This window comes from Mesorhizobium sp. 113-1-2 (assembly GCF_016756475.1).
Taxonomy (GTDB): Bacteria; Pseudomonadota; Alphaproteobacteria; order Rhizobiales; family Rhizobiaceae; genus Mesorhizobium; species Mesorhizobium loti_C.
In genome coordinates this window covers 1021626-1045289 of record NZ_AP023242.1, presented here as the reverse complement: position 1 = coordinate 1045289, position 23664 = coordinate 1021626, and the positions used below count along the sequence as shown (strand labels likewise).

General features: G+C 63.9%; 11 protein-coding genes. 1 reads left to right on the top strand and 10 read right to left on the bottom strand.

The features are described from left to right. Positions 1-153 precede the first annotated feature (153 nt). From JN279_RS04865 to JN279_RS04855, 4 genes are all read right to left on the bottom strand, one after another. On the bottom strand, positions 154-3498 hold the full coding sequence (locus JN279_RS04865) for an error-prone DNA polymerase (RefSeq protein WP_202352160.1): 3345 nt from the start codon (positions 3496-3498) through the stop codon (positions 154-156). Next, complete coding sequence (locus tag JN279_RS04860) at positions 3495-4970, bottom strand: DUF6504 family protein (RefSeq protein WP_244734412.1); 1476 nt, start codon at positions 4968-4970, stop codon at positions 3495-3497. Before JN279_RS04860 ends, JN279_RS04865 begins: the two co-directional genes overlap by 4 nt. Next, positions 4912-5931 (bottom strand): ImuA family protein, encoded by a 1020-nt coding sequence (locus JN279_RS38125; RefSeq protein WP_244734411.1) that lies wholly within the window; start codon positions 5929-5931, stop codon positions 4912-4914. The genes JN279_RS04860 and JN279_RS38125 overlap by 59 nt, the downstream gene beginning before the upstream one ends. A gap of 203 nt (positions 5932-6134) precedes the next feature. Continuing rightward, positions 6135-7010, bottom strand: a complete 876-nt coding sequence (locus tag JN279_RS04855) for a DUF3800 domain-containing protein (protein WP_202352158.1) — start codon at positions 7008-7010, stop codon at positions 6135-6137. Positions 7011-7251: 241 nt separating this feature from the next. Here JN279_RS04855 and JN279_RS04850 point away from each other — a divergent pair, with 241 nt between their 5' ends. Beyond that, positions 7252-7674 (top strand): metallopeptidase family protein, encoded by a 423-nt coding sequence (locus tag JN279_RS04850; RefSeq protein ID WP_095202623.1) that lies wholly within the window; start codon positions 7252-7254, stop codon positions 7672-7674. A 107-nt stretch (positions 7675-7781) separates the two neighbouring features. Here the strand turns inward: JN279_RS04850 and JN279_RS04845 are convergent, their stop codons facing one another. The 6 genes from JN279_RS04845 to JN279_RS04820 form a co-directional block, all read right to left on the bottom strand. Further along, positions 7782-8318 carry a GNAT family N-acetyltransferase gene (locus tag JN279_RS04845; protein WP_202352157.1) on the bottom strand — a complete coding sequence of 179 codons (537 nt, stop codon included), beginning with the start codon at positions 8316-8318 and terminating at the stop codon, positions 7782-7784. A 12-nt stretch (positions 8319-8330) separates the two neighbouring features. Further along, the gene (locus JN279_RS04840; RefSeq protein ID WP_202352156.1) at positions 8331-9617 is read right to left on the bottom strand and encodes a hypothetical protein; all 1287 of its coding nucleotides are present in this window, start codon (positions 9615-9617) and stop codon (positions 8331-8333) included. A gap of 30 nt (positions 9618-9647) precedes the next feature. Further along, the gene (locus JN279_RS04835) at positions 9648-10175 is read right to left on the bottom strand and encodes a phage tail protein (RefSeq protein ID WP_096451861.1); all 528 of its coding nucleotides are present in this window, start codon (positions 10173-10175) and stop codon (positions 9648-9650) included. A gap of 12 nt (positions 10176-10187) precedes the next feature. Continuing rightward, positions 10188-10691 (bottom strand): phage tail protein, encoded by a 504-nt coding sequence (locus tag JN279_RS04830; protein ID WP_202352155.1) that lies wholly within the window; start codon positions 10689-10691, stop codon positions 10188-10190. Positions 10692-10703: 12 nt separating this feature from the next. Then, complete coding sequence (locus JN279_RS04825) at positions 10704-11216, bottom strand: phage tail protein (protein ID WP_096451865.1); 513 nt, start codon at positions 11214-11216, stop codon at positions 10704-10706. A gap of 202 nt (positions 11217-11418) precedes the next feature. Beyond that, positions 11419-23559: an S-layer family protein gene (locus JN279_RS04820; protein ID WP_202352154.1), complete on the bottom strand. Its 12141-nt coding sequence runs from the start codon at positions 23557-23559 to the stop codon at positions 11419-11421. Between the last annotated feature and the right edge of the window lie 105 nt (positions 23560-23664).

Below are 23664 nucleotides of genomic sequence, written 5' to 3'. Positions count from 1 at the left end.
GGAGATGCCCGGCAGGGCAGAGGAGGGCGTTGACCCGCCAGCGTCAAGGTTTTGCACCGCCGCGACGCGTCGATGTCGCGGCATGGATACTCTCTGCGACGGAGTTTCGCTCCTGCTGCGTCCGTGGATGATGAATGCATGTGTGAGCCGCGCCTACTGAAAATTGCGCCCCTTGGGCATGACCCTTTCCGCCTCCTCCGACAGCACTGCGAAATCCTGCCTGACCGGCGCCTTACTTGTCATGGATTGGCTGGAGGGATCAGGACCGTTCCTGGAGGCATGTCCCTGGGGAGGGGCCGCCCCGCTGACCTTCTCCAGGAGTACGGTCAGCCAGGGCGTCAGATCCTCGATCTTCTCCGCAACGATATGGATCACATCCGATTCCGACTGCAATTTCCCGGTCACCTTGACGAACCGCGCGCCCATGACGATGGGGCGGAAGCGGGTAAAGGTCCGCTCCCAGAAGATGACATTGGCGACGGCCTTGTCGTCTTCCAGCGTCAGAAAGATCGCATTGCCCTTGCCGGGGCGCTGCCGCACCAGCACGAGGCCGGAGACGGAGACCCGCCTGCCGTCGCGCACCAAAGGCAGGTTGGCATTGGGCGTGACGCCGGCGCGGTCGAGCCGCTCGCGCAGGAAGGCGACCGGATGCGCCTTCAGCGACAGGCCGAGCGAGCGGTAGTCGTGGATGACATGCTCGCCGAGCGGCATTGTCGGCAGCTTTGTCTCGGGCTCCAGCTCGCGCAGGCGCAGCGCCGGCTGGTCGAACAGCGGCAGCTTTTCGGCGGCACTCCTGGCGCCCAGCGCACGCACGTCCCAAAGTGCGGCACGGCGGTCGAGGCCGATCGAGCGGAAAGCATCGGCCTGGGCCAGCCGCTCGATCTCGTCGACATCGAGGCCGGAGCGCAGCCAGACGTCACGGACGGTCGAGTAGCCGGAGCCGCGTCGTTTTGCGAAATCCTCCATCCGTTCCTTCGACAGGCCCTTGATCTGCCGGAAGCCGAGCCGCAGCGCATGGTTCGTCTCGATGACGCCGCGCATCTCGGCATGGCGCGGCAGGATGCGGGCCGGATCAAACGGCGCTTTTTCCAGTGTGCAGTCCCAGACGGAATAGTTGACGTCGACCTCGCGGATGTCGACGCCATGGTCGCGTGCATCGCGCACCAGCTGCGCCGGCTGGTAGAATCCCATCGGCTGCGAGTTCAGGATCGCGGCGCAGAACACGTCGGGATAGAAGGTCTTGAACCAGCACGAGGCATAGACAAGCAAGGCGAAGGAGGCGGCATGGCTTTCGGGAAAGCCATATTCGCCAAACCCCTCGATCTGCTTGAAGCAGCGCTCGGCGAAGTCCCTGGTGTAGCCCTTCTTGACCATGCCATTGATCATTCGGTCGCGGTAATTGCCGATGGTGCCGGTGCGCTTAAAGGTGGCCATGGCCCGGCGCAGTTCGTCAGCCTCGCCCGGCTTGAAGCCGCCGGCGACGATGGCGATCTTCATCGCCTGTTCCTGGAACAGCGGCACGCCCAGCGTCTTCTTGAGGATCGCTTCCAGCTCCGGCTTTTGATACTCGGCCTGTTCCTTACCTTGCCGGCGGCGCAGATAGGGGTGCACCATGTCGCCCTGGATCGGGCCAGGCCGGACGATCGCCACTTCGATGACTAGGTCGTAGAAATCCTTTGGCTTGAGCCTTGGCAGCATCGACATCTGGGCGCGCGATTCGATCTGGAAGACACCGAGCGTGTCGGCGCGGCCGATCATGTCGTAGACCCGCCTGTCTTCCGGCGGCAAGGTGGCGAGCACATAGGGTTGGCCATAGGGATCCCGGGCTTTTGGATAATGGTCCGTGAGCAGAGTGAAGGCGCGCTGCAGGCAGGTCAGCATGCCGAGCGCCAGCACATCGACCTTGAGGATCTTCACCGCGTCGAGATCGTCCTTGTCCCATTCGACCATCTTGCGCGCGTCCATCGCCGTCTTGACGATGGGCACGATCTCGTCGAGCCGGTCCCTGGTGATGACGAAGCCGCCGACATGCTGGGAGAGGTGGCGGGGAAAGCCCATGATCTCATTGGCCCGTTCCATCACATGCCGCGATGTGGGGTCGCTCCGGTCGAGGCCGCCGGCGCGGGCTTCCTTCTCGCCGAGTTCCGAGGTCGACCAGCCCCAGATCGAGCCGGACAGGGACGCCCGGACATCCTCGGACAGGCCCATCGCCTTGGAGACCTCGCGTAGCGCCGAGCGGCCGCGATAGCTGATGACGGCGGCGGCGAGCGCGGTGCGTTTGGAACTGTACTTCGTATAGATGTACTGCATCACCTCTTCGCGCCGCTCATGTTCGAAGTCGACGTCGATATCCGGAGGCTCATTGCGCTCCTCGGAAATGAAGCGCTCGAACAGCGTGTCGATCTTGTCCGGGCCAACTTCGGTGATGCCGATGCAGAAACAGATGATCGAATTGGCGGCCGAGCCGCGGCCCTGGCAGAGAATGTTCTCGCCGCGGGCGAATTTGATGATGTCGTAGACGGTCAGGAAGTAGCGGGCGTAATTCAGCCGCTCGATCAGGGCGAGCTCTTCCTCGATGCGTTTTATGACGCTGGCCGGGACACCGCCCGGGAAGCGCCTCACCGCACCTTCCCGCGCCAGCCTCTCCAGCTCGGCCTGCGGGCCGAGGCCGGATTCCGTCGGCTCGTCGGGGTAATTGTACTGAAGATCGCTGAGCGAGAAGGTCAGCTCTTCCGCGAACCGCAACGTCTCGGCCAGCGCCTGCGGATGCCTGCGGAACAGGCGGGCCATTTCCAGCGGCGGCTTCAAATGGCGTTCGGCATTGGCTGCGAGCTCCAGCCCGACCTCGGCGACGGGTGTGTTGAGGCGGATCGCGGTCAGCACGTCCTGCAGCGGGCGGCGTTCGGCCGTGTGGTAGAGCACATCATTGGTCGCCATCAGCGGAATGCCGGTGCTCTGGGCAAACGCCGCTGCCTGCTCGATGCGGAAACGGTCATTGCCCGCGTAACAGGGTGAGACGCCGAGCCGCAGAGCCTTGCCGAAGCGGTCCTTGAGCTGGCGAAGCATAGCAAGACCGTCCTCAGCGCCCGCCGCCAGATCGGGCAGGACCGCCAGCGACATCAGATCCCCCCATTCGAGCAGATCGCTGCGCTCGAGCAGGGTGGCGCCCTTTTCGTTTTCGTCGCGCAGATTGGCTTGGGTGAGCATGCGGCACAGATGCCCCCAGCCCTTGCGATCCCTGGGATAGGCGAGAATGTCAGGCGTGCCGTCGCCAAAAACCAGCCGGCAGCCGGGGTGATAGGCAAGCTTTTCGACCTTGGCCTGCTGCCAGGCGCGCACCACGCCGGCCACCGTGTTGCGGTCGGCAAGCCCGATCGCCGAGAAGCCGAGCAGCTTGGCCGCGACCACCAGCTCCTCCGGTTTGGACGCACCGCGCAGGAAGGAGAAATTCGACTGGATGCCGAACTCGGCATAGGGAATGACGGTCAGCGCGTTCATGCGAAGACCCCGTGCATGAACCAGCGCGGCGCGGCTTGAGAGCCGCCGTAAAGCCCTTGCCGGTAGAGCCAGTAACGGCGGCCGTCGGCATCCTCGATGCGGAAATAGTCGCGTGTCGATGCCGCCGCGTCGCCTGGCACTTCCTGCCACCATTCGGCGGCGATGCGTTCCGGCCCCTCGGCACGGGTGACGCGGTAGAGCGCGCGCCGCCAGCGGAAATTGAGCGGCGGACCCTCCGGCATTTCGGTGGCCGGCACCTCGATCGGCTCGGGCGCGCGGAACAGCCGGATCGGCCGTTCCGGCGGGAAGATGGTCGTGGGCGCCTGCACCCTGTCCGGTCTCTTCGGCGGCGTGGTCCGGCGCGGCGCTTCGCTGAAGGGGATGATGGCGACGGCGCGTTCCGGCAGATGGCTTTCCACCGCGACCGGCTGCAGCACGGCGCCTTCGCCGAGCCGGGCGCGGATGCGGTCGGCGAACAGCGCGATGTCGGCGCCGTCGTCGGTCACCTCGCCGGTCAGATCGGCCTGCGCCATGTCGAAGGCGGCAGCCGCCAGCACCGAAAGCCGCACCAGATCGAAGCCATAGCCGGCATCGATGTCCTGCTCGAGCGCCGCCAGCCTTTCATGGAACAGCTTTTGGATCAGCCGGGGATCGCGCATCGGCCGCGAGGTACCGAGCGCAATGCGGCTGACGGCGCCGTCGACACGGAAAAGCAGCAGCGCCAGCGTCCGGGCGCCCTCGCCGCGACGCTCGAGATCGGTTTTCAACGTCGTCGCCAGCAGGCCGACCAGCCGCTCGATGTCCTCGGTGAGCGTGACGGGCTCGGCGAGATGGCGTTCGACCGAAAGCGGCGCCACGGGAAGGCGTGGCGACACCGCCTCGTCGAGACGGCCAAGCGCCTGGTCGAGGCGCAACAGCAAGGTGGCGCCGAAGCGGCGGGCAAGCGGCGCGCGCGGTGCCGCCATGACGGCGCCCGCCGTGCGCAGGCCCACGCTTTCAAGGCTGGCGCGGGTTTCCGGCGCGATGCGCAGTGCGGCCAGCGGCAAGGGTGCCAACAGGGCTTCTTCCTCGCCGCCATCGACGATGCGGTCGCCGCAAAAGCGGGCCGCCGCCCAGGCCGCGCCCGGCGTCGGGGCAAGGCCGGCGCGGACATCGAAACCCTGATGGAAGAAGCGCGACAGGATGTCGTCCAGCATGGCGCGTTCGCCGCCGAACAGATGGGTGCAGCCGGTGACGTCGAGAAACAGGCCGTCCGCCCCGTCCAGCGCCACCAGCGGGGTGTAGCGGTCGCACCAGTCGGCCAGGCCTTCGAGCAGGCGCCGGTCGGCCTCGGGATCGGCCTCGACGATGTCGATCGACGGATGCATGGCGCGCGCATCGGCGATGCCCATGTCGCGCTTCAGGTGCAGCGCCTCAGCCCGCTCGTCGAGGGCCGAAATGCGCTGCGCGTTGCCCTGGCGGTGGCTGACCACCAGGGGCGGATGAGCTGACGGCCGGGAACGCCAGGACCGCCCCAGACGCTGCCGCAGGATCCTTTCGGCCGCCAGATAGGGAAACCACAGCGACAGGATCCTTTGCCCATTCCCGTTTTTCCTCGCTTCTTCTTTCGTCGAATGCGCGTTCATCGGGGTTCCACTCCAGTGTGAATTGTCCAGGCAGGGCCGTGCGGCTCTTGCCGATGGTGACGGTGAAGGCGGGGCGGCCGATCGAGCCGGCGAGCGGCCCGGCGATGGTGTCGCGTGGCGTTGCCGGCGCCGACGAGACGATGAGGCGGACGGCCGCCGCCGTCGGTTCGGGCGCGGCCGCCTGCCGCAGCAGGAACACCGGGCGGCCGGCGGCCTGCGCCCTTGCATGCAGCCGGCGCGTCGCGGTCAGGTCCAGCCGCTGCGGGTTGCCGCGGATTTCCAGGATGACGGCGGCGAGCGCCGTCATCCGGGCGGCCTCCTCGGCGATCCACAACGCATCGACGAGTTTTGGCGCCTCGGAAAACAGCAATTGTTCTGGTTCAATGCCGAAGCAGGCCTGCAGCCCCCTGGCATAGGGAAAGCCCGCCTCGCGGAAGATTTCCGTGGTGCCGATCCACAAAACCGGCAGCCCTTGCGCCCGTTTGAGGATCAGGCTGGTGAGCGACAGGGCAAAACCGGCGACGGCTCCGGCATCGCGGGTTTCCAGGCCATGGATTTCGCTGAGCGCGGCTTTCGGCAGGCCACCGCTCAGGGCGGCATCGAGCCCTTCGATGCCGATCGGCAGGAAGGCATCCGGCAAGGCCGCGGCAAGACCGCGCCGGACGATCGTGAGATCGGCACCGCTGGCGTCGGCATCAAGCGGCGCGCCAGCCGGCGCCTGCAGGCGCTCGGGCAGCGTTCCCTCGATCTTCGCGATCTGGCGGCGCAGGGCAAAAACAGTCTCCCGCGCCACGGCGGTCATCGCCATGACGGTCAGTGTCCACTCACAATTGTTCCTGTTATGTTCTTATAGATTCCAGAGAGCCCCCCAAGAGTCAAGCAGACTCATGGGGAATTTATTCCTCTCTGCCTGGATGGCGCAGGCGCATCGGCCCGTTCATTTGCCGATTCCGGTGCGAAGCCAAAGCCTAGTCAGAATGAGCCCGAGCGGTTCAAGCAACCTCTCGGGAACTATCTGCGAATGAGGCTGGCGATGAGCTCGCGCGCTCCGTTGACAAAATTCTTCCACCTAGTCCCATGCGGCGGGATGTAACCAAGGGCCGATTGCCTAGCAATTTCTCGCTTAATATCGCGCCATTGCCCCTTGGACTGAAGGTGCTTTACCGCCGGTAGTTGTGAGTGATGGTGCGCCCATCGTTGCAACACTTCGTTTTCAATTTCACTCACCAAATGGGTATCGCTCCGCAGTAGATTGGTGAGGGGCAATTCGGTGTTGAGCTCGTGCTCTCGCCGGACGTGCCAAGCAATCATGTCTGCGGCCTGGAGAGGCAGATAGACCTTTTCATCACGGAACATCGGGTTGCCGCTAATTAGCTTCCTGACCTTCCTCGGAAAATTACGTTTCATGTATCCGAAGAAAAGGTCGATATCATCGCTAACGCCGTCCTGCTCATCAAAAATAAACTCGATGGGTATGTTCCCACCCTTGCTGCTGGCAAATCTAGACAAGATCGAGACGACGTGAAAAACGCTGGTGAAGTGAGGATTGCCAAGGCCGCGCGGTGATACGGGCTTCAATATGTCAAAGAACTCTTTTCGGCTCACCGACACCTCAAAAGATAGAGGCTTAAAGTGCGCAATTACACGCGCCAGCGAGCTTAATTTCTCGTCGCGCTGACCTTCGCTCCAGCTCTTAAACTGGTCACGCCGGTTCTGCGCCTCAGCCATCTTGAAGTAATCAATGGCTGGCGCGGCCTTTAGCTCCTCAGCCCACGCATCCGAGAATAGTGCCCACTTTTCTGCGCTATTGAGGTAGCCGGCTAGAAAAAGCCGCTGGTCGCCGACATCACTAGCCGAATCGTCGGTTACGGCTTGAAGGAGACCCAATAGCGCTTTCCCGCGAACGTCGATGCGTAGTCGCTAACCAGCGCTCAGAATAGTGCGCTCGCAGCAAACCAACTTAAGGGACGGGCTCACGACTCACCGCCTTCCGGCAAGCGTATGCGTCACTTACGTGAGGTACAACATGTCCAATTTATTCCTGCCCGCTCATCTTGAGCGCAGGCGTCATCCCTGTCCATTTGCCTCGACCGGCGCGAAAGCCTATATGCCGGTCAAAGGACAAACCATGGCCCGCATCTACAAGACCCGCACCTGGCATGGCGAACTCGCGCCCTCGATGGAGGAGCTGGAGTTCCTGGCGCTGGAGGCCTACGCCCACTTGCCGGAGGATTTTCGCAAGCTGACCGGCGAGATCGTCATCCAGATCGCCGAATTCCCGACCGACGAGATCATGGACGATCTGTCGCTGGAGACGCCGTTCGACCTGCTCGGCCTGTTCGAGGGGCGCGGCATCGCCGAGCGCTGGAACCCGCAGACCGGCGAAGGCCCGAACCGCATCACGCTCTACCGCCGCGCCATGCTCGACTACTGGGCCGAAAACGAGGAAACGCTGGGCGACATCGTCACCCATGTGCTGATCCACGAGATCGGCCATCATTTCGGCCTGTCGGACGAGGATATGGAGCGGATCGAGGAAGCAGCCGAATAGCCCTCGCGTCTTCGTCATCCTGAGCGAAGCAAGGAGTGAAGCGACGCGCAGACCCTGGGATTGTTTGAGCAGGATTGGCTAGTGTGGCGGCCGGGACTGCGGGCCTATCACACCCCGCCCGCACCAGGCGGTGCACACGCCATCAGATCATAGACGCCCTTGTCCTCGACCACTGCGAAGCCAAGCTCGACATAGAGCCGCCTTGCCGGATTGTTCTTCTCGACATGGATCGACACTGATTTGCCGGCTAACCATGCCTCGTCGATCAGGTCGCGCAGCAGCGCCGAACCGTAGCCCTTGCGGCGATGCTCCGGCAGAAAAGCGATGTCGATGATGCGGTGCTGGCTTGGCCAGCGCTCGATATAGAGGCGGCCGACGTCCTGCCCGGCCCGCTCCACCACCAGCCAGTCAGCCTCGGGATAGTGTTTTCTGTAGTGCGCGTGCTGCGCCTGGAACTGCATGTCGAGGAAGGCGGCCTTCTGCGCCTCGCTCCACAAGGTCACGGCGAGTTCTTCCAGGCGCGTCGAGGCATAGAGACGCGACAGGAACGGCAGGTCCGCCTCCGTCGCCGCACGGAAGGCAAGCCCGGCCTGGCGCGACCGCGACCAGACTGGAGAAACCTGTTCCAGGACGGGGTCAGCCATGCTGCCGGCGCGTCAGACCGGCGGCGTCAGGTCGCGCACCACGACGATCTGCTTGAGGTTGTCGGTGGTCAGGTTGATCCAGGCATATTCCCATTCGGAGCTGTCGATGGCCATCTGGTTGAGCGTCCACAGCCCGTTGGTGCCGTCCGGCATGGCTATCAGGCTGAACAGAGCGAGCCGCCCGTCGGCATTGTAGTTGAGCGTCAGCCGCGTCGCATAGAGGGAGTTGGCGAAGTCGCGCCATCCCGACCAGTTCTGGGTATAGGCATCCCACTGCGCGTTGAACTCGTGGACGCGCTGCTGGTCGGAGGAGACCAGCACGATGTCGCCATCGCCCTGGATGCCGGCGGCGAGCGTGTATTTGGGCACCCTGGAGTAGCCTGTCGTCGCCCATTGCGTCCAGCTGTCCGAGCCGGCGGGCCGCTGGCGCGTGTGCAGCACCTGCCCGCTCTGGGTCAGGGCGAACAGATTGGTGGCGCCCAGCGGCCCGATCACCGGCGCCATCTCGGTGAAACCGCTGGTCTGCGTGGTGTCGATCTGCACCCATCCCGTCCAGTCGGCGACCTTCAGCGCCTGCGGCTTGGCCTGCTGGCAGCGATAGAGATGCAGGCCCGAATTGATGCCGAACAGCGCGATGCGGCCGTCGCCCTGGCGTATGGCGGTGACTGCCACCAGCTGACCGGTCAGCTGCTGCCAATCACTCCACGGCTTGGCGGGCGGCACGAGTTGATCGACGGTGACGACAATCGGCGTCGAGGAGCCGGGCGGTGTGATGGTTTTCTGCACCTGTACGATCTGGTCTGGATTCTGGTAGATCCACCAGATGCGGCCCTGATTGTCGGTGAGGAAGATTTCGATGCGGCCATCGGCATCGTTGGCCATCGTCAATTTCTGGTAGCTGGCGGCGCCGGGCGGCGCGCCGATCCCGACCGGCGGGTTCCATTTGTCGATCGGGCCGACCTGGTTGGCGTCCTCGCTGATGAAGGACAGATTGGTGGTGCCCGATGGCTGCCCGACCACCGCCACACGGCCATCCTTGGTCAGGCCGGCGGTCATGATGATCCAGGCGCCGGGCGCGATGATCGACCAAGCGTCGGGCCACGACCCGTTCGGCGCGCTCTGCGCCTTCTGGATCAGGCGCCCGGCGGCCGAATCGATGCCGACGACCATCAGTCGCGACAGTTCGAAGAAGGGCGCTCCAGCCGGCATCTGCTGGTAGACAGGCGCGGGGCCGACCGGCGCTGCCGCCGGCTTCTTTGCCTTGGAGGCCGATGCGTCGGATACTGCTGACTTGGCCATCGTGTCAGGCGTGCCCTGTTGGCTCGGAATTCAGGTTCTTGGCGGGAAAACGCCCTGCAGCGCGATGCAGAAATAGCAGGTGAGGTAGGGCTGCAAATTGTTGTGCGGCTGGTCGCCGCCGGCAGGGGCGAGTGCGTTGCCGCTCATAGGCGCTAGATTGGCGTTGGTGGTCGTTTGGAACGCAGCCCCGCCGATCGAGGTTGCCAGGGTGATGTTGGGGGTCAGCGTGCCTTGCGTTCCATCTTCAACGGTTCCCCGCATCGCATGGTTGTGCATCGGTATCTCGGACTCCAGCAGGGACACGGTCTCGGAGCCGCCGGTCTCGCCAAGATCGTGGAGGGAGAGTCCCGGCCCTTGCCCCGGATGCATCGGCGAACGACCCTGGAGATCGGGCAAGGCAAAATTCGACTTGCCGTTGCCCCCATAAGTGGTGCCAAGAAGTGAGAACAAAGCCGTGTTCTGCGAAAGCGGCAGCAACTGACCGTCGCACCACGCCCAGCCCGTGGGCGCGAAGTTGAACGGGAAGATACGGATTTCGGCGACGAATGGATCGGCCATGACGGTCCCTCTTCAAGTCGGCGACGGGAAGATGCCGAACAGCGAGATGATGAAATTGACGCAGAGATAGGGCTGGAAATTCGTATGAGGCTGACTGCCGCCGACAGAGGAAATGGCGGACGTCGCCATCACGGCGTCTGCCGTTTCCAGTGCGTAGAGTTTGACCAATGTCGAACTTGCCAGAACATTGCCTTGCGGCGAGGCTTGTGATCCGTTGCCGATATTTCCCAGAAACGGATGGGAATGCGCCGGAATCTGCTGGGTTGTCAGCGTGATTTCCTCGGCCCCGCCGGTCTCGGCGAGGACGAAGCCATTGCCCTGGTGAAGCGGCAGACGCCCCCGCAAGTCAGGCAATGCGAAGGTGCTTTCGCCGTCGCCACCATAGGTGGTACCGATCAGTTGAAACAGCGTCTCGTTCTCGGAGATCGGCAAAAGCTGTCCCTCGCAGAACATCCAGCCGGCCGGGGCGAAATTGCCGGCAAACATGCGGACTTCGCCAACATAGGGTTGTGCCATGGTCGCTAATCCTCAGGTCGGCGAGGGGAAGATGCCCTGCAGGGCGATGCAGAAACTGAGCGTCAGGAAGGGCTGCATGTTGAGATGCGCCTGGCTGCCCCCGATGTTGGACACGCTTCCCGCATTCAGTGCCGCCAGATTGCTGGCAGGCCCGTAAATATTTCCCGGGTCCTTCGCCAGGACGTTGCCGACATTCGAGAAATTCGGGTTGGTCGAGTTGCCCTGCGTGATGGACGCGTTCGCGACATGCGTATGTTGGGGCAGTTCGCTTATCGAAAGCGTATGCGCCTGCTCCCCACCCCGCTCGCCCAGCGTATGGCTGTTGCCGACATGGGTCGGAATACGGCCCCGAAAGTCAGGCAGGCCGAAGTTCACACGGCCATCGCCACCGAAAGTGGTGCCGAGCAGCGAAAAAAGGCCCTGATTCTGATTGATCGGCAGAAGCTGGCCATTGCACAGCGCCCAGCCCTTCGGCGCGAACACGAATGACATGATTCTAATTTCGGAAAGAAATGGTTCCGCCATCGCCGCTCTCTCGCCTGTCGGTAAGCACAGATATACCATCTCGCAAAATACTCTTGCGACGTGGCATGTCAGTACTTAAATTTTTCTGCTATTTTGAACAACTTGCCTCTTACGCCTATAGAACAACCGATTTTACTACTTTGCAAGATGGATTTTTAGCTTGCTCTACTGAGCCCGATTTCGGTGGAGATTCGGCCTCGATTCAAGGCAAAGGATTGGTCGTTGGCAATGGTGCGTTACCGGCCGAGAATGTCACCGTTCCAGAGATGCTGAACTTGGTCGGGTCGGTTGAGCCGTTGGCATTGTCCAATTCCGTGGCGGTGTTGCCGGCAGTCGGCGAATCCTGTGTCACCTTCACCGTGCCGGCAAGCTGCCTAATGCGCATGAACTGGCCATTGCCGGCCTGCCCCGCCACGTTCGCAAAGGAATTACCCTGAACATTGGCCCAGATAGTCGGGAATGGCCCGAAGCCTGGATCTTGATTGTCCTGGATGGTGATCGCCCGGCTGCCGTTGATATGGTCGAACGTATTGTTGATGATGGTAACGTCGGCCTCGCCGCCGCCCGTGGCTAGACCACCAAGGCCGACATTGACGCTGATGCCGGGGGCAGTCGCGATCTGATAGATCTGATTGCCGTCGATCAGATACTTGCCGTTAATGGCGCCTTCGTTCTGGATGCTGATGCCGAGAGCCGAGCCGGAATTGGTGACCGCGTTGTCGCCGATTATGTTGTTCTTGATCGTTCCGTTGACCGTTCTGTTGAAAGGCCCGTTGCCATTGTCAAAATGGTTGATGGCCGTCGACCGCTGTCCAATGAACGTGTTGTTCTCGATGTCGAAGGTAAGCGAGGTCGCAGCCGGGTCGGTCGACACGTCGATGCCGGCATTGTTGTTGGTGAATGTCGCTCCCGACACGTTCACCGTCATGCTGGTGCCGCCCGAATTGGCGAACAGACCTGTGCCGGTGATCGTCGCGGGCGGAGAGGCGGCATTCCAATCGCCGGTGAAGCTGCCGCCCGTGACCGTGATCCCCATCGTGGACGTCCCCGTGCCAAGGAAGTTGACGAGGTTGCCATGAGGTGAGCTGGCATTGCCGTTGATCGGCTGGCCATCGCTGGAGATCGTGTTGTTGATGAACTGCAGGTTGGTCAACGTTCCAGACGAATTCGAAATCTGAATTTCGAACTCGTTGTTGTTGCTGATCACCGAATTGCTGATCGACGTTGCATGCGCGCCGTTGGAGGCGGTGCCGGTCAATTGCGTTATGTTGATGCCGGACTCGTCCGTCGCCGCGTCATTGCCATTGCCGGAGATGTTGAGTCGGTTCAGCACGAACCCATTGATGCCCGAGCCGCCGATGCCGTCGCCCAGATTGTTGGTGATGTTCATGTAGGCGAGGTGGACATCCTGGGTCGACGTCAGGCTTATGCCGTCGCCGGTCGAATTCTGGATCGTTCCACCCGAACCATTGTTCGCGCCGCCGCCATCGCCGGTGACCGTCAGCCCGCCGCTGGTGCCGGTGTTGTTGAGCACGATGCCGTTGGCGGCGCCGTTGGACGAAATACTCCGGAAGATCAGCCCCGTAGCACCGATCGTCGTGTTTGCGACGTTGAGCGCGGTGCCGGTCGTCGACGCAATGGTGTTGCCGGTGCCCTGCACCGTCACGGTGCCGCCGCCGGTGGCGTTGAAGCCCGTGGCGCTGGTGGTGTTGATCACTAGACCGCCGCCGGTGAAGTTGACCGTCGCGCCGGTGTTGCTCGTCAGGTTGACGGCGGTGTTGGCTCCGGTGGTCAGCGTTTTGCTGGTGCCCGAGAAATTGATCACCGCCGTGCCCGAATTGCCGCTGACATCGATGCCGTTGGCGGCAGCGCCAGTGGCGCTCAGATTGCCGCTGAAAGCAACGGTTCCGGCAGTGCGGCCACTGACCTGGACGATGTTTCCGGCCGTGGTCTTGGTCACTGACGCGGCTATGGTGACGGCGCCCGTGCCGCCATTGATGTCGACGCCGACGCCGGTCGGGTCGTTCGTCGCGCCGATCGAGCCGCCATTGACGTTGACCGCATTGGTGTTGTTGTCGATCCTGATCCCGGCCAGCGTCGTGTTGTCGATCGTCACCGTCGAGAATGTCACCGCGCCATTGGCGCCGCTAAGCAGGATGCCGTTGCCGGCGGTCGCAGCGATCGTAGCCGAGGTAAAGTTGAATGTTGCGCTGGAGCCGTTGATCTCGATGCCATCGCCGCCGCCGGACGTGCCGGCAACGGTGACTGCGCCGCCGTTGAATGTGCCGCCGCTGACATTGGTCAGGTTGATCGGGTCGGCGGCGACCGAGGCGGTGGACTGCAGCGTGGCGAAGGTGACGCCGCTGCCGCCGACGGCCACGCCGTTCCAGTTCAGGATCTGACCCGATGACGTCTGGATGGTGTTGCTTGCGCCCGTGACATTGATCGTGCCGCCGCCGGTGGCGTTGAAGCCGGTGGCGGTGGTGGTGTCGATGTTGAGGCCGCCGCCGGTGAAGTTGACCGTCGCTCCCGTGTTGTTGGTCAGGTTGACGGCGGTGGTGGTTCCGGTGTTCAGCGCGCTGTTGGCGCCGGAGAAGGTGATCGTGCCGCCGGTGTTGTTGCTGACGTCGATGCCGTTGGCGGTGCCGACACTCTGGTCCGCGCTCAGGGTTCCGCTGAGCGTGACGGTTCCACCGGTACGGCCGCTGATCTGGACGACGTTGTTGGCAACGGTTCCCTTCGACACCGACGCCGCGATGGTGACGTTGCCGGAGCCGCCATTGATGTCGATGCCGATACCCTGGACAGCGCCAAACCCGCCGATCAGACTCGTGTTGTCGCTGATCGTGACCGCGCCGGTGTTGTTGTCGATCCTGATGCCGCCGCCGGTGGCCGTGCCCGTCTGATCCGCGATCGTCACCTTGGCGAAGTTCACCGTTGCGCTGGTGCCGTTGAGGAAGATGCCGTTGGAGTTGGTGCCGCCGGGGACGCTGAGCGTGCCGCCATTGAAGGTGCCGCCGCCGACATTGGTCAAATTGACCGCATCGCCGCCGGGGACTTTGGTGTCCGCTGTCATCGTGTTGAAGGTTGCGCCGCTGGCGCCGACCGTCATGCCGTTCCAGACCAGGAGCTGGCCGCCCAAGGTCGTGTGGATCGTGTTGGTGCCGGTAACGTTGATCGTGCCGCCGCCCGTGGCGCCAAAGCCGAGGCCCGACGTGGTGGTGATTCCCAGACCGCCGGCGAAATTGACAGTGGCGCCAGTGTTGGTCGCTAGATTGACCGCTGTGTTGACGCCTGTGGAAAGCGTCATGGCGCCGTTGAAATTGAAGGTGCCGCCGGTGTTGCCATGGACATAGATGCCGTTGTCGTTGTTGCCCGTGGCGCTGAGCGCGCCCGACAACGTGACCGTGCCGCCGGTGACGCCGGAGATGTCGACGATCTTGCCGGCGGTGGTCTTGGTGACCGTGCCGCCATAGCTGACGGTCGGGGCGCCGCCGTTGATCAGGAACGCGACGCCCGCTGCACCCGTGAGTGAGCCCGTGCCGAGGCCAACCGTGCCGCTGACGTTCGTCAGGCTGACATTGTTGGTGCCGCCGCCGGACGATGTCGAGTCCAGCGCGATGGTGGCTGCGACGCCGGAGAGGCTGATCGCCTGACCGAGGGTCGAATTCACCGTCTCGGCGCCGCCGGTGGCGGTGATGCCCATCGTACCGCCGGTACCGGCAATGCCGGTGCCGGTCGTGGTGTCGATGGTCAGGCCTCCGGTGAAGCTGGTCGTGCCGCCGCCCTGCGACAGGCCGGTGCCGCTCGTCGTGTCGATGTTGGCGAGGCCGGTGACGTTGAGCGTGCCGGATGCGACATGGATGCCGCCGCCGGTTGTCGAGGCGTTGTTCACCGTCACCGTGTTGAAGTTGAAGGTACCGGTGTTGGTGTTGATGGCATCGATGCCAAAGCCAGTCGTGTTGCTGATGGACGTCGCGCCGGTGACGGTGAAGGTGCCGGCGACGCCGTCGAAGATGATGCCGCTGGCGCTGCTGTTGGCACTCACGCTGGTGAACGTCATGTTCACGGTCAGCGGATCGAGATCGAAGGCAGCGCCGCTGTTGGTGACGACCACGCCGGCGCTGCTGTTCAGCGTGAAGACCGTGCCGGCACCCTTGGTGTTGACCAGGACGCCGGTGCCGCCAGTGTTGGCCAGGTTGAGCTGGCCCAGATCAAAGGTGCCGCTGGTGTTGGTGAAGCTCAGGCCATTGCCCTGGATCCGCGCGCCGGGATTGCCCATGGCGAGGGTGCCGGCGCTGACGGTGCCGCCGGCGCCATCGGAGTCGAAACGGACATTGTTGAAGGCGATGCCGCCGCTGCCGGCACCGCCGGTCACTTTGTTGCCGGCAAACGACCTGATCGCGATCGAATTGTCCGTCGCGCTGATGTTCTGGCCAGAGAAGGACGCAGCCAGCCCGGACGCGGTCGACCTGAGCGTGTTGCCGTCGATGGAAAGCAGAAGCGTATTGGCCGGCGCGCCGGTCGTGGAGAAGTCGAGTGCATTGCCGCCAGCGGCGATGTCGTTGTCCCTGAGGAAGAAACTGGACGCGCCCGTCGCGTTGACGGCAACGCCGGCGCCGCTGCCGAGATTGCGGACGATCAGGTTCTCGATGCCGCCGGTGAAGGTGCCGGTGCCGCTGGTGGCAAAATTGATCACCGAGGTGGCGTTGCTGCTCTGCAGCACCGGCCGCAGGGAATCGATACCCGACGGTGCCGCGATGATCGGCGAATTCTGTACCGTGGTGAAGTGGAAGGCAGCGGAGGCGCCGCTGCTGGCGTCGACACCGAGCTGCGAAACATCGACGGCCGCATCGCCGCTCTTGAAGGCAAGCAGCACCTGCCCGTCATCGAGGTTGAACGTGGTGCCGCTGAGGTCGACGGTTTCCTGGGCGCCGTTGACGTTCTGGTCGATCAGCACCACCACATTGGCGGTGGACGCCTGCGCGCCGATATAGCTGCCTGGATTGGCGAGGCTGCCGTCGCCGGTGCCGCCCGCGGTGACATAGTAGACGCTGATCGACGCCAGGTTCGACGTGTCGCCGGTGAAATTGACGTCGTTGAAATTGTAGTCGCCGTTGGTCGGCAAACTGTCGGTGGCGTGGATGACTTGGCCGCCGGTGGTCGCGATCGACGATTCGGCAGGACCCTGGCCGTCGCCGAACACCAGCTTGGCGTTGGTGGCGCTGGAGAACTGCACGCCATAGCCGACATTGGCGATGGTCGAGGTCTGGCCGGCAGGGCCGGGGTTGTTGTTGACGGTGTCGCCGAGCTGGATCGTGCCGGTGCCGGTGGTGCCGGCCATGTCGATGCCGATCGTGCCGGCGAAGCCGCCGCCGTCGACGTCGAAATCGCCCGCCGTGATGTTGCTCGCACCGAGCGCCGCGCCGTTGAGGTCGAAGCCGACCGCATTGGCGGCATTGAGCCCGACCTTCAAACTGGTGAAGTCCAGCGTCGAGCCAAGCGTGCCGGAAATGTCGACGCCGCGAGAGGTGATGCCTTCCAGGTCGACCGCGCCGAGACTGAGCGTGCCGCCGCTGACATTGTTGAGCGAGATGCCGGTCGCCGCGCCGTTGACCGAGATGGAATCGAAGTTGATGCCGCCGGCGCCGACCGTCGCGCCGTCGAGGTCGAGCGCGGTGCCCGTGCCGGTGGTGATGGTGTTGCCGATGCCGCTGACGCTGACCGTGCCGGCGCCGAAGGTGCTGGCGGTGAAGCCGGCGCCGCTCGAGGTGGTGATGACCAGGCCGCCATTGGTGAAGTTGAGCGTACCCGTGCCCTGGCCCGCGCCGATGCTGGGAGACTTGACGATGGCGTCGTTGGTGCCGCTGCTGGTGTTGAATATCTTTGACGTGCCGGAGAAGGTGACCGTTCCCTCGGACGATCCGTCGAACAGCACACCGACGGCCGTGCCAGTATGATCGATCGTGCTCGAAATATTGTACACGCCCTCAGCGTTGCCGCTGAAGACGAAAGCTGCTGTCCCCAGCCCGGATATTGCCGTGGTCGAAACGACCGAACCGCTCATGGTCAGATCGGTCCAGTCGCCGCCACCGGCAGTCAGTACCACGCCGGTATCGACCTTGATCGAGCCGTTGTAGTTGAGCGTGGCATGGACAAGATTATTGCCGCCGGAGAGGCTGATGGCCGAAACGGTGGTGCTTGTCGTCGCGCCGATGCTGGCGCTGCCGCCATTGCCGCCAACGTTGACGGTCCCGCTCGAGGTCGTCAATGCGATACCGACCTCGGCGCCGTCGATGGTCAAGGTGGATCCGGCGACATTGGCGACGTTTATGGTGCCGACCTGCGGCCCACCGATATCGAACCCTCTGTAGCTGACGTCGAGATCGGTCGTGCCGGTGAAATTGACCACGCCGGCGCCGCTCAGGCCGGCCAGCGAGGCGCCAAGGTAGCCCGTATCCTTCAGGCCGCCAATGTTGACGTCGCCCGCGAGACTTATACCTCCGAGCAGGACACCTGCACCGGCATTGGTGGATATGGCCGAGACGCTGTCGAAGGTAACCCCGCCAACGCCGACATTGGCGCCAAACAGGATGAGGCCGTCGGCGCCGGAATCGATCTTGTTGCCCGTGCCGGTGACGGTAACGGTGCCGGTGGCAAAATCGCCGAAGGCGATGAAGCCGGTGCCGGTCGTCGTCTTGATGTCGAGACCGCCGCCGGTGAAATTGACCGCGGAATTGGTATTGGGGGTCGGCGTGCCCGCCGGGAAATTGCCAACCATACCCAGGCTGACGGCGTCGGTCGCGCCCGAGCTGATCACCTTGCTCAAGCCCGAGAAGGTGATGGTGGCCGAATCGTTGCCGGCAATGACGATGTTGCCGCCGGCCGCAGCATTGCTGTCGGTCAAATTGCCCGACAGCGTCACCGAACCGCCGGTCATGCTCTGGATCGAGACGGCAGCGCCGGTGCCGTTGCTGGCGATCGTGCCGCCGTAGGAAATGGTCGCGTTGCCGCCGCTGGCGGCCGTCGCCGCGCCGACATTGAACGACGTGCCCGAACCGGTGTTGGTCAGCGTGCCGGTGCCGAAGCTCGCCGTGCCGCTCAGATTCTGCAGGTCGATGCCGCTGCCGGAGCTGAAGGACGCACTGGTCGAGGCGAAATTGATGCCGGCCGTGATGCCGTCAAGCGCCACCGCTTGTGCCGACGTGGCGTTGATCGTGCCGGTCGTGACATTGACCGTGCCACCGCCGGAGGCGTTGAACGCCGTCACGCCGTTGGTGGTGATGTCCAGATCGGCGAAGGTGACCGTAGAGCCCGTATTGCCGGTCAGCGACACACCATTGCCGTTGACCGTCACCTTGTCGGTGAAGTTGACCAGGCCGGCGGTGCGGTTGGCGATCGAGATGCCGCCGCCGGTCAGCGTGCCAGGGGTCGCGCTGTTGGGCAAGGTGCCGCGCGTGACCGTGATGTTGCCGGCGCCGCCGTTGACGTCGAGAAGCGTGCCGGCGACGTTGACGTTGTTGTTGATGATCGACAGGTTGGTGTCGAGACCGGCGACCTTGAACGCCGTGCTGCCGGCGGCGACATTGCTGACGGTGACGCCTTCGATGACGATGCCGCCGGCATTGTTGAAGCCGCCCGCGCTCTGGTCGACGGTGAAGACCGAGCCGCTGGCGCCGCTGAAGTTGAAAGCGGTGTTGCGCACCTGGTTGCTGCCGAGCAGATGCAGGAAGTCGCCCGTGCCGGTGACCACGCCTTCATCGCCGGTGACGTTGCCGCCGGTGGCGCCGAGACTGCCCTGGACATTGACCGGCTGAATGGTGCCGGAGGTGAGGATGGAGGTGTTGTTGCCGAAGCCGGTGATCGACTGGCCCGAATCCAGCGTGAACGGCGTGCCGCTGAGATCGACGGTGCCGACAAAGGCGAAGGTCTGCGTGCCGAGCAAGGCATCGGCCTGGGCGACCGAGATGGTCGTCACCGCGGCGCTGAGCCCGTCCGTGCCGGCGGCGATGACGCCGCCATTCTGGGACACCATGATGGTCCCGCCGACGGCGCTGGCCAGATGGGCGCTGCCGGTGAAGAACACGTCGTCGAAATCATAATTGCCGAGCGTCGGATCGAGCCCGATCGTGTTGACGGTGTAGGCGCCAACGGCCGTGGCGCTGATGGAGGACTGCAGCCCGTCGGCCGAAGTGCCGTCGCCGAAGGTGAAGTTGGCGTTGGCCGAGGTCGCGGTGGTGCCGCCCGACGACAGGTCGACGCCGATGCCCAGATTGGTGATGCTGGAGCCGCGCTGGAAGGTGATGGTCTTGTCGCCGTGCGTCGACGACAGGTCGATGCCGCGCGAAGTCAGGTCGCCGGTGCCGGTGATCGTCGTCACGCCGAAATCGGCCGTCGTGGCCGATACGCTGAAGTCGATGCCGGTCTGGTTGGCGCCGGCGCCCATTGTCACGGTCGTCGTGCCGAAGGTGACGTCGGCATTGGTGCCGGCGAAGTTGATGCCGGCGGTGTTCGCGGCCGAGCCCAAGGTGACCGAGGTCGTGCCGAACGTCACCGCTCCGGCATTGCTGCCGCCGCCACCGATATCGATACCGTTGCCGCTGGCTCCCGACACGGTGACCGAGCCGAAGGTGGCGCCAGCGCCGCTGGCGACGTTCGAGACCGACACACCGTTGCTGGTCGGGTTGGTGACCGTCAGGGGCGCGGTGGCGTTGAAGGCCGCGGTGCCGCCAAGGCCGCTGATGACAGCGCCGCCACCGTTGGCCGTAAGCGCCGAACCGGTGAAGCTGATCGTGCCGCCGGTCGGTGCCGTGGTCGAGCCGATCGCAAAGAGATTGCCGGTGCTGGTGGAGGTGACGTTGCCCGAGAATGTGACCGAGCCGCCCGTGATGCCATCGACCTTGACCGCCGTGCCGGGCGCGGTCGCAGAACTGGATATTCCGGCCGACACCGTGATCGCGGCGCTGCCGCCGGAGACGACGACGCCGTTGCGCGTGCCGGAACTGGTGACGGTTCCACCAATGGCAATGGTGCCGGTGTTGTTGGTCAGGTTGACACCGGTGCCGGCCGCGCCGCTGATGGCAACCGCGCCCAAACCAACCGTGGCGGAGCTGTCTCCAATGAAAATGCCGCTAGATGTGGTGTTGGAGGCCGTTGTCGTGCCGGTAACGGAGAAATTGCCGGCGGTGTGGGACAGGCCGATTGCATTCTGTCCGCCGGACTGGGTCACCGTGTCCAGCGTGACATCGAGCTCAGTACTGTTGCCAAGCCCGAGGCTTTGGATTTGTACGGCTGAAAGGCCGTTGCCCGAAATCGTGCCGCCCGTTGTCGTCAGTTTCGCGGCGCCGACCGAGTTGACGAAGACGCCCGTGGCGCCATTGTTCTTCGCATCGAGCGTCTCGAATCCATAGGTCCCGCCGCCGACGATGAACAGGCCCTGGCCGGTGTTGTTCGAAAGTGTCGTCGTGCCGGTGAAATTGTAGGTTCCATCGCCATGGTCGATCAGCAGACCGTTGCCGGTATTGCCGCTCGAGTTCAAATTGTTGGCGGTGATGCTGTTGGTGCCGTCGAACAGCACACCCTCCAGAGCCGCGCCCGAGACGTTCAGGCCGGAGATGGTGATATTGCTGACGCCGCTGCCATGGACGCCGTTGGCGCTGCCGCCGGATATGTTGAAATCGAGCAGCGAGCTGTTGTTGGCCAGCGTGACGACATCGCCGGCGCCGGAATTGGTCAGCGTCGCCGCACCGGCGGCGTCCGAAACGACCTGGTCATGCTGGACATTGTCGCCGGTGACGTTGATCGGCACGCCGCCGAGCGAGAAGGAGCGGCCATTGCCGAACGAGGCCAGCGTCTGGCTGGCGCTCAACGAGAAACCACCCGTAGCATCGATCGGCGTGCCGTCATTGACCAGCACGAAGATGGCGTCGCTGTCGGTGATGGCGTCGGCGGTCGCGACCGTGGCCAGGTTCGTCAGCGAAGAGCCGTCGCCACTGCCTGTGGCCGACGAGCCTATGAAGATCACGTTCTGCACGTCGAACAGCTGCGGGCCGCTGAAGGTGGTCGAGCCGAACGCGTAGAGGCCGAGCGTCTGGTTGAGGCCGCGGGCATCGAGCGAAGCGGTGATGCCGGCAATCGAACCGCCACCGAAGCTGAACTGGGCATTGGCCGAATTGGCGAGCGACCCGGAAATGCCGAGGCGCACGCCGGTGTCGACGCCCGAAATGGAGCCGCCATTGGTGATGATGATCGAGGCGCCGCCGGTGGTGCTGGCGAGGTCGATGCCGATGGTGCCGGCAGCACCCGGGCCGCTGATGTTGAGCGACTGCGCGGTGAAATTCGTCTGGCTGCCGGCGAAGTCGAGACCTGTGCCGACGCCCAGCCCGGAAATGACGATGTTGCCGGCCACCACCGCCGCGTTGACGCCGCTGAACGACATGCCGTCGGCGCCGGGATTGGTGATGTTGATGTCACCGAAGCGGATCGTCGCCGGCGAATCGGTAATGGCGATCGCCGGTCCGGTCGTGTTGGAAATCGTCGTCGCGCCATTGACCGTGAAACTGCCCGAAACATGGTCGAGCACCACGCCCGACGTGCCGCCGGTCTGGGTGATCGAATCCAGCACCACATGCGCGGTGATCGGGTCGATGAAGACGGCCATGCCGCCATTGCCCGACACGGTGCCGCCGGTGGTGGTGAAGCTGCCGGCAATCGACGTGCCCTGCACGGTTATGCCGCGATCGGTGTTATCAAGCGCATTGACGGTGGCGAAGGTGTAGGTGCCCTGGCCTGATATATCCAGACCGTCATCGAGATTGCCCGACAGCAGTGTCGTGCCGGTGAAATTGTAGGTGCCGTTGTCTTCTATATGCAGGCCGTCGAGGCCATTGCCGGTCGCGGTGAAATTGGACGCGCTGACATTGGTCGAATTGCCCTTGAATTCGGCGCCGTTGCCGCCGGCACCCGTCACCGTGACATTGGTCAGCGTCGTGCCGGTGACGTTGTTGCCGAAGATGCCGTCGGCGCCGCCGGTGATGGTGATGCCGTTCAGCGTGTTGCCGTTGCCGAGCGTGATAACGTTGTTGGCAACGTTGGTGCCCTGGATCGTGCCGTCGCTGCCGCCGAGATTGAAGGTCGCGGTACTGCCGTTGAACAGCTTGGCGGTGACGCTTTCGCCGCCACCGATTACGGTCTGGCCGTTGGCAAGTGTCACGCCGGCCGTCGTCAGATTGCCATTGCCGCCGAGCGCCACGACAAAACCGCCGCTGCCGGCCTTGGTGACCGCGTCGTCCAGCGTCGTCGGGTCGGCCTGCGTGCCGGCGCCCGCCAGGCCGCCATCGGCAAAATAGAACTTGCCGAAGGCCGCATTGGTGGCGGCGTTGATGGCGACGCGCGTCGTCGAGCCGCCGGTCTTGTCCTGCGACTGGATCCGGACGCCGATATCGCCGCGCACGCGTTCGTTGACGCGCTTGCGCAGGCCTTCGCTGACCGGATAGACCGGGTCCGTGCCGATGGCCCCGGTCGTGTCCGAGCCATGGCCGGGGTTGAACGGGATGTTCAGCCGCACGCTGCCGGCGAACTGGGTGTGGTCGCGATTGTCATCGCGCACCTCGCCGGCCAGCACCAGTTCGGTGCCGCTGCCGAAGACATCGCCGATCGTGTATTCGAACCCGGCCTTGGCGCCGGTGACGCTGCCGTCGTCGCCATGCGGATCCTCGAAATGATAGCCGCCAATGTCGAGCCGCAGTGAATGCTTGTCGGGCAGGTTGATCGGCACCTGGGCGCCGATCTCGCCTTCAATGCCCCAGGCCGCGTAGTCGCGGTGGTCGAGCACCGATATCTGTTCGATCAGCTGGTTGCTGACCATCGACAGGCTCGAACTGGTCGAATGATCCGTCGAGTCGCCCTTGATCGGCACGAAGACGTTCACATGCGCGTCGAAGTTCGGCGTGATCGCCTCGACGCCCAGCGTGCCGGCAGTGAACTGGGTGCTGTTGTAGTTCTCGACGTTGAGATAGGCGTAGCCGCCGAGCATCAGGTCGGGATTGACGATGCGGCGAATGCCGAGGCCGATGTCCTGGCCGGAAGCATCCTTGAAATCGTGCTTGGCCCGGACATCGAGGAACAGCACCGATTCGGCCGTCTGCTTGATCGGGATGAAGCCTTCGAGCGCGGCGTTGCCGCCATTGTTGTCGGCGCCGACGATGGCGCGGATCTGCGGCTGCCAGAGCCCATCGGGATCGCCATGGGCAACCACGCCGGAAAGGCCAAGCGCCAGCGTTGTCAACGCCGTCGTCTTCCAGAGATGACTTACAATGCGCGAACGCCGATAGCCGGCGCGCACGCGGAAATCCTCCCCACGCGCTGCCACCCCACCAACTTGCCGAGACTTCTCGGTAGTTCCCATCCCTGGCGAGTCCTTCTGGGACTACACGTCCCGCGTGTTAAT